This window comes from Streptomyces sp. NBC_00669, assembly GCF_036226785.1.
Taxonomy (GTDB): Bacteria; Actinomycetota; Actinomycetes; order Streptomycetales; family Streptomycetaceae; genus Actinacidiphila.
In genome coordinates this window covers 2,413,383-2,430,164 of the sequence record NZ_CP109018.1, presented here as the reverse complement: position 1 = coordinate 2,430,164, position 16,782 = coordinate 2,413,383, and the positions used below count along the sequence as shown (strand labels likewise).

Annotated in this window: 14 protein-coding genes; 9 read left to right on the top strand and 5 right to left on the bottom strand. The window is 73.2% G+C overall.

The window, feature by feature from the left end:
- Positions 1–32: 32 nt before the first annotated feature.
- A complete protein-coding gene (locus OG896_RS09585) occupies positions 33–794 on the bottom strand; it encodes an IclR family transcriptional regulator (protein ID WP_329364161.1) in 762 nt (253 codons plus the stop codon).
- 176 nt (positions 795–970) lie between these two features.
- On the opposite strand from OG896_RS09585, the gene OG896_RS09580 reads away from it, so the two are divergent.
- On the top strand, positions 971–1,621 hold the full coding sequence (locus OG896_RS09580; RefSeq protein ID WP_329364159.1) for a nitroreductase family protein: 651 nt from the start codon (positions 971–973) through the stop codon (positions 1,619–1,621).
- A 10-nt stretch (positions 1,622–1,631) separates the two neighbouring features.
- Here the strand turns inward: OG896_RS09580 and OG896_RS09575 are convergent, their stop codons facing one another.
- Together OG896_RS09575 and OG896_RS09570 are read right to left on the bottom strand one after the other, a co-directional pair.
- The gene (locus tag OG896_RS09575; protein ID WP_443056981.1) at positions 1,632–2,255 is read right to left on the bottom strand and encodes a glycerophosphodiester phosphodiesterase; all 624 of its coding nucleotides are present in this window, start codon (positions 2,253–2,255) and stop codon (positions 1,632–1,634) included.
- Positions 2,256–2,343: 88 nt separating this feature from the next.
- Positions 2,344–3,453, bottom strand: a complete 1,110-nt coding sequence (locus OG896_RS09570; protein ID WP_329364155.1) for an adenosine deaminase — start codon at positions 3,451–3,453, stop codon at positions 2,344–2,346.
- A gap of 337 nt (positions 3,454–3,790) precedes the next feature.
- Between OG896_RS09570 and OG896_RS09565 the strand changes: the two genes are divergently transcribed.
- The 7 genes from OG896_RS09565 (at position 3,791) to OG896_RS09535 (ending at position 11,620) form a co-directional block, all read left to right on the top strand.
- Entirely contained in the window at positions 3,791–5,020 is a 1,230-nt protein-coding gene (locus OG896_RS09565) for a polyamine ABC transporter substrate-binding protein (RefSeq protein WP_329364153.1), read from the top strand.
- Positions 5,021–5,055: 35 nt separating this feature from the next.
- Complete coding sequence (locus OG896_RS09560) at positions 5,056–6,306, top strand: ABC transporter ATP-binding protein (protein WP_329364150.1); 1,251 nt, start codon at positions 5,056–5,058, stop codon at positions 6,304–6,306.
- Positions 6,303–7,244: an ABC transporter permease gene (locus OG896_RS09555; protein WP_329364148.1), complete on the top strand. Its 942-nt coding sequence runs from the start codon at positions 6,303–6,305 to the stop codon at positions 7,242–7,244. Before OG896_RS09560 ends, OG896_RS09555 begins: the two co-directional genes overlap by 4 nt.
- Positions 7,244–8,041 (top strand): ABC transporter permease, encoded by a 798-nt coding sequence (locus OG896_RS09550; protein ID WP_329364146.1) that lies wholly within the window; start codon positions 7,244–7,246, stop codon positions 8,039–8,041. Before OG896_RS09555 ends, OG896_RS09550 begins: the two co-directional genes overlap by 1 nt.
- A gap of 1 nt (position 8,042) precedes the next feature.
- Positions 8,043–9,437 carry an NAD(P)/FAD-dependent oxidoreductase gene (locus OG896_RS09545; protein WP_329373839.1) on the top strand — a complete coding sequence of 465 codons (1,395 nt, stop codon included), beginning with the start codon at positions 8,043–8,045 and terminating at the stop codon, positions 9,435–9,437.
- Positions 9,438–9,579: 142 nt separating this feature from the next.
- The gene (locus OG896_RS09540; protein ID WP_329364144.1) at positions 9,580–10,029 is read left to right on the top strand and encodes a hypothetical protein; all 450 of its coding nucleotides are present in this window, start codon (positions 9,580–9,582) and stop codon (positions 10,027–10,029) included.
- Positions 10,030–10,120: 91 nt separating this feature from the next.
- The gene (locus OG896_RS09535; RefSeq protein ID WP_329364142.1) at positions 10,121–11,620 is read left to right on the top strand and encodes a CoA-acylating methylmalonate-semialdehyde dehydrogenase; all 1,500 of its coding nucleotides are present in this window, start codon (positions 10,121–10,123) and stop codon (positions 11,618–11,620) included.
- A 26-nt stretch (positions 11,621–11,646) separates the two neighbouring features.
- On the opposite strand, the gene OG896_RS09530 is transcribed toward OG896_RS09535, so the two are convergent.
- A complete protein-coding gene (locus OG896_RS09530) occupies positions 11,647–12,342 on the bottom strand; it encodes a phosphatase PAP2 family protein (RefSeq protein WP_329364140.1) in 696 nt (231 codons plus the stop codon).
- A gap of 438 nt (positions 12,343–12,780) precedes the next feature.
- The gene (gene gabT, locus OG896_RS09525) at positions 12,781–14,112 is read right to left on the bottom strand and encodes a 4-aminobutyrate--2-oxoglutarate transaminase (RefSeq protein WP_328470080.1); all 1,332 of its coding nucleotides are present in this window, start codon (positions 14,110–14,112) and stop codon (positions 12,781–12,783) included.
- A 272-nt stretch (positions 14,113–14,384) separates the two neighbouring features.
- Between gabT and OG896_RS09520 the strand changes: the two genes are divergently transcribed.
- Positions 14,385–16,760, top strand: a complete 2,376-nt coding sequence (locus OG896_RS09520) for an ATP/GTP-binding protein (protein ID WP_329364134.1) — start codon at positions 14,385–14,387, stop codon at positions 16,758–16,760.
- Positions 16,761–16,782 lie beyond the last annotated feature (22 nt).

The following is a 16,782-nucleotide window of genomic DNA, read 5'->3' as shown; positions in this document are numbered from 1 at the left end:
GCTCACCCGTCCCGCGTTCACCCGTCCCGCGTTCACCCGTTCCGCGCCCCCGGCGGGCCGCCGACCACCCCGGTCCTGGCGGCGGCCCGTCGCAGGTGCGGCAGCACCCGCGCCAGGGGCACCGTGGACGCCACGGTGACGCCCAGCGCGGCGGCCACCCCGCCCTCCTCCGTACGCAGCGGCACCGCCGCGGCCACCTCGCCGAGCCGGAACTCCTCCTTGGCCAGCGCGAATCCGGCCTGCCGTATCCGCCGCAACTCCCGCTCCAGCGGCCCACCCGCCGGACGGGTGTGGGCGGTGAAGCGCTCCGTCGGGCCGACCGGGGCCGGCGGGCCCCAGGCGAGCAGCACCTTGCCGAGCGCGGTGGCGTGCAGCGGCAACCGGTCCGCCCCGCCGCCCGCGCCCGGGCCCGCGCCCTCCAGCACCAGCGCGGTGCCGCGCTCCAGCACGGCCACCTCGGCCCGGCCGCCGGTGGAGGTGGCGAGGTCCCGCAGCGGCTCGCGGGTCACCGCGCGCAGGCGGTGCGGGCACGGTGAGGTCCCGCCGATCGCCCACAGCCGGGTGCCGAGCCGGTACGAACCGTCGGCGAACCGCTCCAGGCCGCCCCACGCCACGAGTTCGCGCACCAGACGCAGGGCGGTGGGCGCGGGCAGGTCCGCGCGCCGCGCGATCTCGCTGAGCCGCAGACCGCCGTCGGGTGCCCGGCCGGTCCCCGTCCGCTGCGTGAACGCGTCGAGCACCGCCAGCAGCTTCGCGGACACGGTGCGCCCCGGGGTACGGGAGTTGCCGGACATCTCATTCGCCCTTCGCCGACTCGGCCGGGGGTACCCCGCTTCCAGGGCGGAAGCGGCTTCCACCAAGCGGCCTCCACCGGGCGGACCTCCCCCGGGCAAGGCTTCCACCGGCCGCCTTCCACTGGGTGGAATGCGGCGCTGGCCGCCGAGCGCGCCCGCCCGCCACCCTCAACACCATGAACCTGGACCTGACTTCCGACCAGCTGCTGTCCACCACCCGCGCGGTACGGCTGCGGCTCGACCTCGACCGCCCGGTACCGCGGCACCTGCTGGAGGAGTGCGTCGACCTGGCCGTCCAGGCGCCGACCGGCCGCAACCGGCAGCGCTGGCACTTCGTGATCGTCACCGACGAGGACAAGCGCCGCGAGGTCGCCGACATCTGGCGGGCCAGCGCGGCCGCGCCCGGCGACGCCGAGCCGCTGACCGCCCGCGACGTCCGGCGCGCCAACGTGGCGTCCGGCCGGATGGCGCGGGTCGGCGCCGGCTTCGCCCACCTCCACGCGAACCTGCACCGGGTGCCGGCACTGGTCGTCCCGTACGTGGAAGGACGCACCGACGGCGCCTCCGTGGAACGCCAGGCCGGCACCTGGGGCTCGATCCTCCCCGCCGTGTGGAGCTTCATGCTCGCCGCCCGGGAACGCGGCCTCGGCTCCTGCTGGACCACCGGCGGCCTGGCGTACGAGCGCGAGCTGTCCCGGGCGCTGGGCGTGCCCTACGAGCGGCTGATGCAGGCGGCGTTCATCCCCGTCGCCTACACGATCGGCACCGAATTCCGGCCGGCCCGGCGGGTGCCGCGTGCGGAGGTGCTGCACTGGCAGGGGTGGTGAGGCCGGGCGGTCAGGCGGGCCGGGACGCCACGCGCAGCAGCGCGTCCAGCCGGTTGCTGGTGATGGCGTCCACCCCGGCCGCGACCAGGCGGGACATCGAGCGCTGCCAGTCCGCGGTCCAGGCGGCGACCAGCAGGCCGCGGTCGTGCGCCCAGGCGACGGTGGCCGGATTCGCCAGCCCGAAGCGGAGGTTGAGCCAGCGCGGGCCGAGGCCGTCGATCAGCGAGTCGGCGGGGCGCGCGGAGGTCGTCCAGGTCATGGCGACCTCGGCCGACGGCTCCAGGACGCGCACCTCGCGCATCGCGGCCAGCTCGCCGCAGTAGTAGACCCGGTCGGCCGCGCCCGCCTCCCGCACCGCGGTGATCGCCGCGGCCGCCTGCGGGACCTCGGTGAGGTCGATCAGCATCCGGGCCGGGCCGGGCCGCCGCAGGAGTTCGGCGAGCGCGTCCGCGAAGGCCGGCACGCCGCCGCCGGTGGCCTCGGCCACCTCGTCGTAGGTCAGCGAGGTCACCGGCGCCGGGCGTCCCCACAGCCGCTCCAGGGTCGCGTCGTGCAGCAGCACCGGCACGCCGTCCCGGGTGAGGCGGACGTCCACCTCGACGACGTCGGCGCCCTTGTGCAGGGCGGAGCGCACCGAGGGCAGGGTGTTCTCGCGGTGTACGTAAGGGTCGCCCCTATGGGCGACGACCGTTACCCGGTGTCCAGGGCGCGGGGCCATGGCGTCAGCTCCGCGCGGCGGGGACGCCGGTACCGCCGGTGGAGGCGTCGCCGGACGCGGCGGTGTACGCGTCGATCTCCGCCGCCAGCCGCGCCTTGCCCGCCGGGTCGAGGAACGACGCGTGCACCGCGTTCTTCGCCAGGTCCGCGAGGCCCGCCCGGTCCAGCTCCAGCAGCCGGGCGGCGACCGCGTACTCCGTGTTCAGGTCGGTGCCGAACATCGGCGGGTCGTCGCTGTTGACGGTGACCAGGACACCGGCCTCGACCATCCGCCGGATCGGGTGCTCCTCCAGCGTGGGCACCACCCGGGTGGCGATGTTGGAGGTCGGGCAGACCTCCAGCGGGATGCGGTGCTCGGCGAGGTGGTCCAGCAGCCGGGGGTCCTGAACGGCGCTGGTGCCGTGGCCGATCCGCTCCGCGCCCAGGACGTCCAGCGCGTCCCAGATCGTCTGCGGGCCGGTGGCCTCCCCGGCGTGCGGCACGCTGTGCAGCCCGGCCGCCCTGGCCCGGTCGAAGTACGGCTTGAACTGCGGCCGCGGCACCCCGATCTCGGGCCCGCCGAGCCCGAAGGAGACCAGGCCCTCCGGCCGCAGGTCCACCGCCAGGTGCGCGGTCTCCTCGGCCGACTCCAGGCCCGCCTCGCCGGGGATGTCGAAGCACCAGCGCAGCACCACGCCCAACTCCGCCTCCGCGGCCTTGCGGGCGTCCTCGATCGCCTCCATGAACGCCTGCTCGGGGATGCCCCGCCGGGTCGAGGAGTACGGCGTCACGGTCAGCTCGGCGTAGCGGATCTGCTGCCGGGACATGTCCCGCGCCACCTCGTAGGTCAGCAGCCGTACGTCCTCGGCGTCCCTGATCAGGTCCACCACGGACAGGTAGACCTGGATGAAGTGCGCGAAGTCCTTGAAGGTGAAGTACTCGGCGAGCGCGGCCGGGTCGGAGGGCACCTTGGAGTCCGGGTGCCGGGCGGCCAGTTCGGAGACGATCCGCGGAGAGGCGGAGCCCACGTGGTGGACGTGCAGCTCGGCCTTCGGCAGCCCGGCGATGAAGGAGTCAAGACCGGCGCCGGCGGCGGGTACGGCGGCGGGGGAGGGGCCGGGGACGGTCTCGGGCATGCGGGGTTCCTCCGGAGGGGCGTGCGGGACGGGCCGGCGCGCGGCCGGTGCCGTTCATCGTAATGCGCCCCGCCCCCGGGTACGGGTCCTGCCGGCGCGGGGCGCAGCGAAAGGTCGGAGCACAGATTTCGTCGATTAACCAAAAGGCAACAACGGAATCCCTTGTTGGAGGCGGTCGGCTCTGCCAGGATCAGCCATCAATCCAGGCTTTGACCACGCTGGTACATGGATTCGCGACCCCGGCGGGGCGCCCCGGCCACCCCTGGCCGGTCCTCCCGGCCGGCCCCCGGCCACCCGCCCGGCGCCACCCGGCCGATCCCTCGGAAGGGCACCACCCATGGAGCTGTTCGAGACCCTCACACCGCCCCAGCGCGCCGCCATGGCGCGCAGCATGACCAGCGGACGAGGAGCGCTCGCCCGCCGTTCGCTGCTGCGGGCCGCCGGGCTCGGCGCGGTCGCCACCGTCGGCCTCACCGGCTGCGGCATCCCCGCGGCCGGCCGCAAGGGCGACACCGTCTCCACCGACCACTCGGCGCAGGAGAGGGTGGTCGACTTCTCCAACTGGACCGAGTACATCGACGTCACCGACGACGGCAAGCACCATCCGACCCTCGACGCCTTCACCAAGCGCACCGGGATCAAGGTCAAGTACACCGAGGACATCAACGACAACGTCGAGTTCTTCGGCAAGATCAAGCCGCAGCTCGCCGCGGGCCAGGACACCGGCCGCGACCTGATGGTGCTCACCGACTGGCTGGCCGGCCGGATGATCCGGCTCGGCTGGGTGCAGCAACTCGACTCCGCGAACCTGCCGCACGCCTACGCCAACCTGGAACAGCGCTTCCGCAGCCCCGAGTGGGACCCCGGCCGCGCCTACTCCTATCCGTGGCAGGGCATCGCCACCTGTATCGCCTACAACAAGAAGGCCACCGGCGGGCGGAAGATCAGCTCCGTCTCCCAACTCCTCGACGACAGCTCGCTCAAGGGCAAGGTCGCCATGCTCTCCGAGATGCGCGACACCATCGGGATGACCCTGCTCGACATGGGCGAGCTGCCCGAGAAGGTCACCGACGACACCTTCGACGCGGCCGTCGCCCGCATCCAGAAGGCCGTCGACAGCCAGCAGATCCGGAAGTTCACCGGCAACGACTACACCGACGGCCTCAGCAAGGGCGACATCGCCGCCTGCCTGGCCTGGGCCGGCGACCTGGTGCAACTGCGCCTCGACGACCCCGACATCGAGTACGTCTTCCCCGACTCGGGCTTCCTGTCGTCCACCGACAACCTGCTGATCCCCGACAAGGCCCGGCACAAGACGAACGCGGAACGGCTGATCGACTACTACTACGAGCCCGCGGTCGCCGCGCAGGTCTCGGCGTACATCAACTACGTGTGCCCGGTCGCCGGGGTGAAGCCGTACCTGGCGAAGATCGACCCGAAGCTGGCGAGCAACCCGCTGATCATCCCCGACGCGGCCATGGACGCCAAGGGCCACGACTTCCGCTCGCTCACCGACGCCCAGGACGCGCGGTACGAGGACAAGTTCTCCAAGCTCATCGGCGCCTGACCCCGGCCTGCTCCCGCACCCCCCGAGGACAACCCATGACGACCCCCAGCACGAGCACAGCGAAGTCCGCCGACGCCGCCGTCCGCCTCACCGGGATCAGCAAGTCCTACGGCGCCTTCACCGCCGTCCACCCGCTCGAACTGGCGGTGCCGGCCGGCTCGTTCTTCGCGCTGCTCGGCGCGTCCGGCTGCGGCAAGACCACCACGCTGCGGATGATCGCCGGCCTGGAGACGCCCAGCACCGGCGCGGTGCACCTGGGCGGCCAGGACGTCACCGCGCTGCCGCCGTACAAGCGCCCGGTCAACACCGTCTTCCAGAACTACGCGCTCTTCCCGCACCTGGACGTCTACGAGAACGTGGCGTTCGGGCTGCGCCGGCGCGGCATCAAGCCGGTGAAGAAGCAGGTCGGCGAGATGCTCGAACTGGTGCAGCTCGGCCCGCTGGCCCGGCGCCGGCCGCACCAGCTCTCCGGCGGCCAGCAGCAGCGCGTCGCGGTGGCCCGCGCGCTGATCAACCAGCCGAAGGTGCTGCTGCTCGACGAGCCGCTCGGCGCGCTCGACCTGAAGCTGCGCCGCCAGATGCAGCTCGAACTCAAGCGCATCCAGACCGAGGTGGGCATCACCTTCATCCACGTCACCCACGACCAGGAGGAGGCCATGACGATGGCCGACACCGTCGCGGTGATGAACGCCGGCCGGGTCGAGCAGATGGGCGCGCCCGCCGACCTCTACGAGAACCCCTCCTCCACCTTCGTGGCGAACTTCCTCGGCACCTCCAACCTGATAGAAGCCGAGGTCACCGGCGTCGCCGACGGCACCCTCACGCTCACCCGCGCCGGGCAGGAACTGGCGCTGCCCGCCGCCCGCTGCCGTACCGAGGCGGCCCGCGGCGACCGGGTGCTGGCCGGGGTCCGCCCGGAGAAGATCACCCTCGTGCACCGCGACGACGCGGCCGGCGTGCCCGCCGGCCGGAACCGGATATCCGGCCGGATCGTGGACTCCAGCTTCATCGGCGTGTCCACCCAGTACGTGGTCGACAGCCCGGTCGGCGCCGACCTGGAAGTCTTCGTGCCGAACGTGGAGCGCGACGCCCGGCTGGTGCCCGGCGCGCCGGTCGTCCTGCACTGGAACCCCGAGCACACCTTCGGTCTCGACGCGGGACAGGACATCGGCGCCGGCCTGGACGCGGGGCTGGACGACGCGGCCGGCGACGGCAGGACCGGCGGCGCCGAGTCGCGGGGCGGCGGCACCGACCGCACCGAGTCCGCCGAGGGGGCCGCCGTATGACCGCCGCCACCGAACCCCTGCCGCCGCCCGCCGCCGCGGCGCCCCGGCCGCCCAAGGCGCTGCGCCGGGCCGCCGCCCGCCGGCGCCGGGTGCCGTACCTGCTGCTGCTGGCCGGGGTGGCCTGGCTGCTGGTCTTCTTCGTCGCCCCGATGGTCTACCAGGCGTCCACCTCGGTGCAGACCGGCACCCTGGAGGACGGCTTCAAGGTCACCTGGCACTTCGCCACCTACTGGGACGCGCTGAGCGAGTACTGGCCGCACTTCGTGCGCTCCCTGGTCTACGCCGGCATCGCCACCGTGCTGTGCCTGGTGATCGGCTACCCGCTGGCGTACACCATCGCCTTCCGGGCCGGGCGGTGGCGCAACGTGCTGCTGATCCTGGTGATCGCGCCGTTCTTCACCAGCTTCCTGATCCGCACCCTCGCCTGGGAGACGATCCTCGCCGACCAGGGGCCGGTGGTGTCCTTCCTCAACGACGTCCACCTGCTCGACGTGACGTCCTGGCTGCGGATCACCCAGGGCGACCGGGTGCTGGCCACCCCGCTTGCCGTGGTGTGCGGCCTGACCTACAACTTCCTGCCGTTCATGATCCTGCCGCTGTACACCTCGCTTGAGCGGGTCGACGGCCGGCTGCACGAAGCGGCCGGCGACCTGTACGCCACCCCGTTCACCGTCTTCCGCAAGGTGACCTTCCCGCTGTCGATGCCCGGCGTGGTGGCCGGCACCCTGCTGACCTTCATCCCCGCCTCCGGGGACTACATCAACGCCGAGTTGCTGGGCTCCACCAACCAGCAGATGATCGGCAACGTCATCGAGTCGCAGTTCCTGCGGGTGCTCGACTACCCGACGGCCGCCGCCCTCTCGTTCCTCCTGATGGCCGTCATCCTCGCCGTCGTCACCCTCTACATCCGCCGGGCCGGAACGGAGGAGCTGGTCTGATGCGCCTGATCCGCCGGCTGCGCGCCAACCTCGTGGTGATCGCGGGCGTCCTCGCCCTCGGCTACCTCATCCTGCCGAACCTGGTGGTGCTCGCCTTCTCCTTCAACAAGCCCAAGAGCCGCTTCAACTACACCTGGAACCAGTTCTCCACCGACGCCTGGCAGCACCCCTGCGGCGTCGCCGGCATGTGCGGCTCGCTCACCCTCAGCCTGAAGATCGCGGTCTACGCCACCCTCGCCGCCACCGTGCTCGGCACCATGACCGCCTTCGCACTGGCCCGCTACCGCTTCCGCGGCCGGGCCGCCACCAACATGCTGATCTTCCTGCCGATGGCGATGCCCGAGGTGGTGATGGGCGCCTCGCTCGGCACCCTCTTCCTCAACATGCGCATCCAGTTCGGCTTCTGGACCATCCTCATCGCGCACATCATGTTCTGCCTGAGCTTCGTGGTGACCGCGGTCAAGGCCCGCGTGATGAGCATGGACCCGCGGCTGGAGCAGGCCGCGCAAGACCTCTACGCCACCCCGACGCAGACCTTCCTGCGGGTCACGCTGCCGCTGGCCGCACCCGGCATCGCGGCCGGCGCGCTGCTGTCGTTCGCGCTGTCCTTCGACGACTACATCATCACCAGCTTCAACGCCGGCAACAGCGTCACCTTCCCGATGTTCGTCTGGGGCTCGGCGCAGCGCGGCACCCCGGTGCAGGTCAACGTGATCGGCACCGCCATGTTCGTGCTCGCGGTGCTGCTGGTGCTGGCCGGGCAGCTGGTCGGGGGCCGCAGGAAGGCGCGTGGCTGACATGGACCCGGCCCGCGCGCTCGCCGCCGCCCGCCCGCTGCCGTACTGGCTCGACGACCCGGCCCGGCCGGACGCCGAACCGGCCCTGGCCGGCGCCGAGCACTGCGACCTGCTGGTGATCGGCGGCGGCTACAGCGGGCTGTGGACGGCGCTGCTGGCGAAGGAGCGCGACCCGGACCGGGACGTGGTGCTGGTCGAGGGCGGCCGGATCGGCGCGGCCGCCTCCGGCCGCAACGGCGGCTTCTGCGCGGCCAGCCTCACCCACGGCACCGCCAACGGACTGGCGCGCTGGCCCGAGGAGTTCGCGACCCTCCAGGCGCTCGGCGAGCGCAACCTCGACGCCATCGAGGCCGCCGTCGCACGCTACGGCCTGGACTGCGAGTTCGAGCGGACCGGCGAGATCGACGTGGCCACCGCCGACCACCAGGTCGAGGAGTTGCGCGAGGCCCACGCCACCGCCGTGCGGCACGGCCTGGACCTGGAACTGCTCGACCGCGACCAGGTGCGCGCCGAGGTCGACTCGCCCACCTTCCGCGCCGGCCTGTACGACCGGAGCGGCGTCGCGCTGGTCCACCCGGCCAAGCTCGCCTGGGGCCTGAAGCGCGCCGCCACCCGGGCCGGCGTGCGGATTCACGAGCACACCCCCGCCACGGCCCTGGTCCGGCACGGCGCCGCGCTCGCCGTGCGCACCCCGTACGGCAGGGTGCTCGCCCACCATGTGGCCCTGGGCACCGGCGTGTTCCCCTCCCTGCTGCGCCGCACCCGGCACCACACCGTGCCGGTCTACGACTACGCCCTGACCACCGAACCCCTCACCGCCGACCAGCGCGCCGCGATCGGCTGGCGCGGCCGGCAGGGCCTGGGCGACAGCGCCAACCGCTTCCACTACTTCCGGCTGACCGCCGACGGCCGCGTGCTGTGGGGCGGTTACGACGCGATCTACCCGCGCGGCGGCCGGATGAGCGCCGCGTACGACCACCGCCCGGAGACGTACCTGCGGCTGGCCCGGCACTTCTTCGCCTGCTTCCCGCAGTTGGAGGGGGTGCGGTTCAGCCACGCCTGGGGCGGCGCGATCGACACCTGCACCCGCTTCTCGGCGTTCTTCGGCACGGCGTACGGCGGGCGGGTCGCGTACGCGGCCGGGTACACCGGACTCGGCGTCGGCGCCACGCGGTTCGGCGCCGAGGTGATGCTCGACCTGCTGGCCGGGCGGCCCACCGAGCGCACCGCGCTCACCATGGTGCGCGAGCGCCCGCTGCCCTTCCCGCCCGAGCCGCTGGCCACCGCCGGGATCGGGCTGACCCAGTGGTCGCTGGCCCGCGCCGACCGCGCGCGGGGGCGGCGCAACCTGTGGCTGCGCGCCCTGGACCGGGCCGGTCTTGGCTTCGACTCGTGAGCGGCCCGCACCCGGCCCGCGCCGCCCCGGCTGTGAGCCGGATCACTACCAATGGGTAGTGGAACCCGCGTAATGATCCGGCCCCACCCCTGTCTCTCGTGTGACGGCAGACGCGTCACACGAGAGACGGAGGGGGCCCACGATGGCCGACACGGGCGCGAAGAGCGCGGTGGAGTGGCTGGCTTCGGTAGCGGACGACCCGCGGGGGTGCAGGTGGGAGTGGGAGCGCAGCGCGCTCGGGGTGGCGCTGCTGCCCGCCGGGCGGCAGTGGGACGTGCTGATCCTGCCCGGCAGGATCGGCTACCCCACGCTCGACGTGCTGACCCGGCTGATGGGCCGGACCGGCCCGGTGCTCGCCGACTTCGGCGACGCCCGGATGGGGTTCTTCGTGCCGCCGGGCACCGCCGCCCGCTGGCTCGGCACCGGGGTGCGGGGGGCCGGGCGCGGCACCTGGATCGTGGTGCCCTACCCCGGCCGGCCGACCGGGGGAGTGCGCTGGCTGGTCCCCCCGGACGGCTCCGGGCACCTCACCGACCCGGTGGTGCTGGAACTGGCGATGCACGAGGCGGCCGCCCAGCTCGCTGGCGGGTAGGTCCCGGGCCCTCCGGCCGGGCCCGGGTGCTTGTGGCACCCCGCCGCCCGTGGCGACACTGGCGGCAGACGACGACGGAAGGGTTCACCCCGTGACGACCTCGCACCTCACCCACTGGATCGCCGGCCGCGCCTGGACGGGCACCGCCGAGCGGCACGGCGACGTCTACGACCCGGCCACCGGCCGCATCACCGCGCAGGTGGACTTCGCCGGACCCGAGGTCGTGGACGAGGCGGTCGGCGCCGCCGTCGACGCCTTCCGCGAGTGGCGGAACACCTCCGTGGCCAAGCGCACCGGAGTGCTCTTCGCCTTCCGCGAGCTGCTCAACGCCCGGCGCGACGAACTGGCCGCGCTGATCGTCTCCGAGCACGGCAAGGTGCACTCCGACGCGCTCGGCGAGGTGGCCCGCGGCCTCGAAGTCGTCGAGTACGCCTGCGGTATCCCGCAACTGGCCAAGGGCAGCTACACCGAGCAGGCGTCCACCGGCGTCGACGTCTACTCGCTGCGCCAGCCGCTCGGCCCGGTCGCGATCATCTCGCCCTTCAACTTCCCCGCCATGGTGCCGATGTGGTTCTTCCCGCTCGCCATCGCCACCGGCAACACCGTGGTCGTCAAGCCGTCGGAGAAGGACCCGTCCGCCGCGAACTTCCTCGCCGGGCTGTGGCGCGAAGCCGGGCTGCCCGACGGGGTGTTCAACGTCGTGCACGGCGACAAGGCGGCCGTCGACCGGCTGCTGGAGCACCCCGACATCAAGGCGGTCTCCTTCGTCGGCTCCACCCCCGTGGCCCGCCACGTCTACGAGACCGGCACCCGCCACGGCAAGCGCGTCCAGGCCCTGGGCGGCGCCAAGAACCACATGCTGGTGCTGCCCGACGCCGACCTGGACCTCGCCGCCGACGCGGCCGTCAACGCCGGCTACGGCGCCGCGGGCGAGCGCTGCATGGCGGTGTCCGTGCTGGTCGCGGTCGACCCGGTCGGCGACGACCTGGTGGCGCGGATCAAGCAGCGCATCGCCACCCTCACCGTCGGCCCCGGCTCGGCGCCCGGCTCGGCGATGGGCCCGCTCGTCACCGGCGCGCACCGCGACAAGGTCACCGCCTACCTCGACGCCGGCACCGCCGACGGCGCCGTCCTCGCCACCGACGGCCGCAAGCACGCGATCGACGGCGACCCCGGCGGCTTCTGGCTCGGCCCGACCCTCTTCGACCACGTCCGCCCGGGCATGTCCGTGTACGACGACGAGATCTTCGGCCCGGTGCTCTCCGTGGTCCGCGTGCCCAGCTACGACGCGGGCCTGGCTCTGATCAACGCCAACCCGTACGGGAACGGCACCGCGCTGTTCACCTGCGACGGCGGCGCCGCCCGGCGCTTCCAGCACGAGGTGGAGGTGGGCATGGTCGGCATCAACGTGCCGATCCCGGTGCCGGTCGCGTACTACTCCTTCGGCGGATGGAAGTCCTCGCTGTTCGGCGACGCGCACGCCTACGGCGAGGACGGGGTGCGGTTCTTCACCCGCGGCAAGGCGGTCACGCAGCGGTGGCCCGACCCTTCGCACGCGGGCCTGAACCTGGGCTTCCCGACCAACTCCTGACCCCCTGCCGACCCCGCGGGCGACGTTCAGACCCCGTCGTGGCCCGCGCGGGCGCCGTCCTCCGTGGTGTCGCCGCCCGTGCCGTCCCCGCCCGTGCCGTCCCCGTCCGCATCCCCGTTCGCCTGCTCGTCGCTGCCGCCGCCGCGGCCGGCCGCCCCCGGCACCAGCCGCGCGGCCGCCGCGGCCGACAGCAGCGCCACCGCCAGGCACCAGCTCGCCAGCACGTCCAGCGGCCAGTGGAAGTCGCACCACACCAGCGCCACGCCCACCAGCAGCGCCAGCAGCACGGTGCCCGCGGCCAGCAGCGCGCGCACCGCCGTACGCCGGACGAACGGCAACAGCACCAGCGCGGCCAACCCGAACGCCATGGAGGACGTCGCGGTGTGCCCGGAGGGGAAGTAGCCGTAGTTCGGGTCGGCGTGCACCCGGCCCGGCGCCGGGCGGTCCACCCCCGACTTCACCGCACCCACCAGCACCGGCAGCAGGCACATCGCCAGCGCCGCCGCGCCTGGCGGTACCCACCAGCGCGGCAGCCCCGCTCGGTGCCCCAGACGGGCGGCCAGGACCAGCGCGACCAGCAGCACCGGCACGGCCACCGCGATGTCGCCGAGGTCGCACAGCAGGTGGGCGAGCCGGTCGTAGCCGGGATGCGCGGCGGCCGTGCGCCGTACGTCGCGCAGCAGCCGCCCGTCGTCGGCGACCAGCCGGCCGCCGGCCGACACCTGCCAGGTCAGCAGGCAGAAGGCGGTGACGGCGACCGCGAAGACGGTGAGCAGCGCGAAGAGCGCCCGGAAAGGAGTCAGCCGCCCCGGAACAGGGGGGAGAGTTCCGGGGCGGCCAGGGCGATCGCCGTACCGTCCGTCCCGGGGGGTTTGGGACGAACGGCCAGCCGATCGGCGAGGATTGCCGGAGCCAAAGGTCCCGGCTGCTTCGTGCGCGAGGGCACTGCTGCGCCGGTGATGGGGATTCATCGGCGCGGTGTCGCCCGCGGCCTCCTCGCTGGGATTCGGCCACGTGCGGGGTGTTCCTCGGAAACCGTACGTCACAGGCGGCTCATCAGGGTCGTCGATCACCCGTCCGCCATCAGGCTCGCACACCTTCTTCACGACCCCGTCCCCCGTGTCGCACGGTTCACATCCGTCACACGGCCCGCCTGGTGTTCACACGCCGGCGAGGGCCTCCTCGATGATGTCCAGGCCCTCGTTCAACAGATCCTCGCCGATCACCAGGGGCGGCAGGAAGCGCAACACGTTTCCGTAGGTGCCGCACGTCAGCACGACCAGGCCGGCCGCGTGGCACGCCTTGGCGACCGCGCCGGTCACCGCCGGGTTCGGCTCCTTCGTGCCCGGCTGCACCAGCTCGACCGCGATCATCGCACCCCGGCCGCGCACCTCCCCGATCACCGGGAACTTCTCCTGCATCGCCCGCAGCCGCGGCGTCATCACCTCGCCGATCCGCCGCGCCCGCGCCGGCAGGTCCAGCTCCCGCATCGTCTCGATCGCGCCGAGCGCGGCCGCGCACGCCACCGGGTTGCCGCCGTAGGTGCCGCCCAGGCCACCGGAGTGCGCCGCGTCCATGATCTCCGCGCGGCCGGTCACCGCCGCCAGCGGCAGCCCGCCCGCGATGCCCTTCGCCGTGGTGATCAGGTCCGGCACCACGCCCTCGTCCTCGCACGCGAACCACTGCCCGGTCCGGCAGAAGCCGGTCTGGATCTCGTCCGCCACGAACACGATGCCGTTGTCCTTCGCGAACTGCGCCATCCGCGGCAGGAAGCCCTTCGCCGGCTCGATGAAGCCGCCCTCGCCCGCGATCGGCTCGATCACGATCGCGGCCACGTGGTCGGCGCCGATCTGCTTGGTGATCATGTCGATCGCCTGCGCCGCGGCCTCCTCCGCCGCGTGCTCGGGCCCGGTCAGCCAGCGGTACCCGTACGCCAGCGGCACCCGGTACACCTCCGGCGCGAACGGCCCGAAGCCCTCCTTGTACGGCATGTTCTTCGCGGTCAGCGCCATCGTGAGGTTGGTCCGGCCGTGGTAGCCGTGGTCGAACACCACCACCGCGGGGCGCTTGGTGTACGACCGGGCGATCTTCACCGCGTTCTCCACCGCCTCGGCGCCGGAGTTGAACAGCGCGGACTTCTTCGCGTGGTCGCCCGGGGTGAGCCGCGCCAGCTCCTCGCACACCTCCACGTAACCCTCGTACGGGGTGACCATGAAGCAGGTGTGGGTGAAGTCGGCGAGCTGCGCCGAGGCGCGCCGCACCACGGCTTCCGCGCTGTTGCCGACCGACGTCACGGCGATGCCGGAGCCGAAGTCGATCAGCCGGTTGCCGTCCACGTCCTCCACGACGCCGCCGCCCGCGCGGGCCACGAACACCGGCAGCGTCACCCCCACCCCGTCGGCCACCGCAGCCGACTTCCGGGCCGCCAACTCCCGCGACTTCGGTCCTGGTACTTCCGTGACGAGCCTGCGCTCCTGCGGCACTTCGGTCATGACGGGCGCTCTCCTTACTTACGCTCTGACGCTGTTACGGCAACGTGGCGACGTCTTCCGTGGTCTTCTGTGGTCTTCCGAGTCCTCCCGGAGGGTAGGCCGGGCCCCGGCGCACCCGCATACGCCGATAGGTAACACTGCCGCCCGCGGTTTCGCCGGTTCGGACAGTGCGGGCGGCGGTGCCGTAATACGCCAAGATCCTTTTGCCGGCGTAGCGGCTCGACTACATTGTGCGCATCGGCGGTGATGGAGGGGCGAGGGGCAGGCACGCGATGGATGCCAAGGACCACAACACCCAGGGCGCCCCCTACGGCCCGCCCCCTCCGCCGAGGCCCCCGAACACCCCGGTCCGGCGGCCGGCCGTGCCGCCGCCCGCACCCGCGCAGGCGCCGCCGCTGTCGGCGGTCGAACGCTGGCTGCGCACCCCGAGGGTGTCCGACGCGCCCGGCATCTACGCCTACGGGCACGTGCCCCGGCCGCCGGACGACCCCGACCGGATGACCGACCGCCGGCTGATCGGGGGAGCGGTGCTGGCGCTGGTGTGCGGGTTACTGCTGTGGTCGCTGTTCGACCACGGCTACATCCCGTTCTGGCGCAAACCGCTCTCCCTCCTCACCCCCAAGGGCTGGTGGAAGAGCCCGCAGCCTCCGGCGGGACAGGTCGCCGACGCACTGTACGACCTGCTCTGGATGGGGTTGCTGACCTACTACTTCGGTCGCCTCGGCAACTTTCCCGAGCTGTTCCGCCGCTATCTCACGACCCCGCTCCGGCGAGGGTGGGCGACCCTGTTCGGCGCCTTCGTCGTGTGCATGCTCGCGAACAACGGCTACGTGCCGGCGGTGGCCGTCGTTCTGCCCCTGGTGCCGCGCTCGTGGCTGAACGGCGGCGGCAACCAGGCCGTGGCGTCCGCCGTCTCCAACGGCATCCTGGTCATCGTCGCGCTGCTGCTCGCCTGGCCGTTCGCCCGATACGGCCGGTGGGCGGACCTCGTTCGGTACTACCTCACCGCCTCCAGCCGGCCGATGCAGCCGGCCGGCGCGCTGCGCGTGCCCGATCAACTCTCCAAGGAGGGCCAGGCACAGCTCCCCGGCCCCGCCGAGTGGTCCGAGTTGCGCCAGGCGGGGTACGGCCTGGTGGCCGACCGGCTGGCGCAGGAGGTGCGGACCGGGCGGATGAACGACGTGGACTGCGTGCGGGTGCGGCAGTCGTGGCAGGCGGTGCACGGGCGGCCCGAGGGCGCGCGGGAGTTCGCGGACGTGGTGCTGCAACTCGGCGGGGCGGCGATGGCGCACCCGTCCGGCCATCGGGACCTGCCGCGGCGGACCGCGGACCACGACCTGCTCGCCGGCCAGGTGCGGATCGGCCGGGGCGTGGAGGACCCGCGCAACGGCTACCAGTACCGCGGCGCGGGTGTCGCCCTCGACCCGGGCGTGCTCGGCACCGGGCTGCTGGCCGTCGGGCCGCCTGGCGCGGACAAGGGCCGGCTGCTTATGCGCCCCGTCGTGGAGTCGCTGTGCCTGCAGGCGCTCGCCGGCCGCGCCGCGGTGGTGGCCGTCGCGGGCGCCGACGTCGACCTCGGCCCGACCGAGTCGTACGACATGGTGGTCTCGCTGGCCGACCCCGGCTCGCCGTGCGGCCTCGATCTGTACGGCGGCACCACCGACCCCGACCTGGCGGCCTGGGTGCTCGCCGAAGCGCTCACCGACGGGCCGGAGAACGAGCAGCGCCGGGCGGCCACGGCGCTCGGCCAACTGCTCGCCCCGTACGCCGCCGCGTACGGCCGGTTCCCCACCGTGCCCGTGCTGCGCGAACTGCTGGAGGGCCTGCCGCATGCCGTCGCCGAGCTGCGCGAGGCGGTCGACGCGGTGGGCATGCCGGGCCTGGTGCGCGAACTCGACGCGCGGGTGCGGCAGAGCGCCAGGTCCGGTGACGTCGGCACCGAACTCGCGGACCGGGTCGGGCTGCTCGACCGGCCCGCGTTCGCCGGGTTCTTCGACGGGTCGGGGCAGCGCCCGTCGTTCTCGATGCCCGCGCTGGCCCGGTCGGTGCGGGTCCGGGTCGTGCTGCCCGAGCACGGCCACACCGAGGCGTCCCGGATACTCGTCCGGCTGCTCCTCGCCCAGTTCACCGCCGCGGTCGCCGCGCGCCGGGACCGCTCGCTGTTCGCCTGCATCGTGGTCGACGACGCCACTCACGCGCTGTCGGAGGGCACGTTGCGCGCGCTGCCGTCGCTGCGCGGCCTGAACGCGGGCGCGATGTTCGGGCTCAGCTCGCTGGACGCGCTGCCGGAGGGGCTGCGCGGCGCCGTGGTCGGCGCGGTGGGCTGCCGGATGGTGTTCGCCGGGGTCTCACCCCGCGACGGCCGGTTCTTCTCCGAGACGTGGGGCACCATGCGGGTGCAGACCCGCGACATCACCCGGACCCCCGACCAGTCCGGCGGGCTGCCCCGGCGGCTGAGCCGGGGCGTGCGGCGGCTGTTCACCGGCGAGGTCGTCACCACCGAGTCGGTGACCGTCCGCGAGGTGGAGCGGGAGCGCTGGAGCGCCGCCGACCTGGCCCAGCAGGTGCCCGTGGGACACGCGGTGGTGTCGTTGACGACCACCTCGGGAGAGCACGCGCCGCCGGTTCTGGTCGATCTGCGAGCCTGAGCGAGGGTTGAGGTACGGTGCG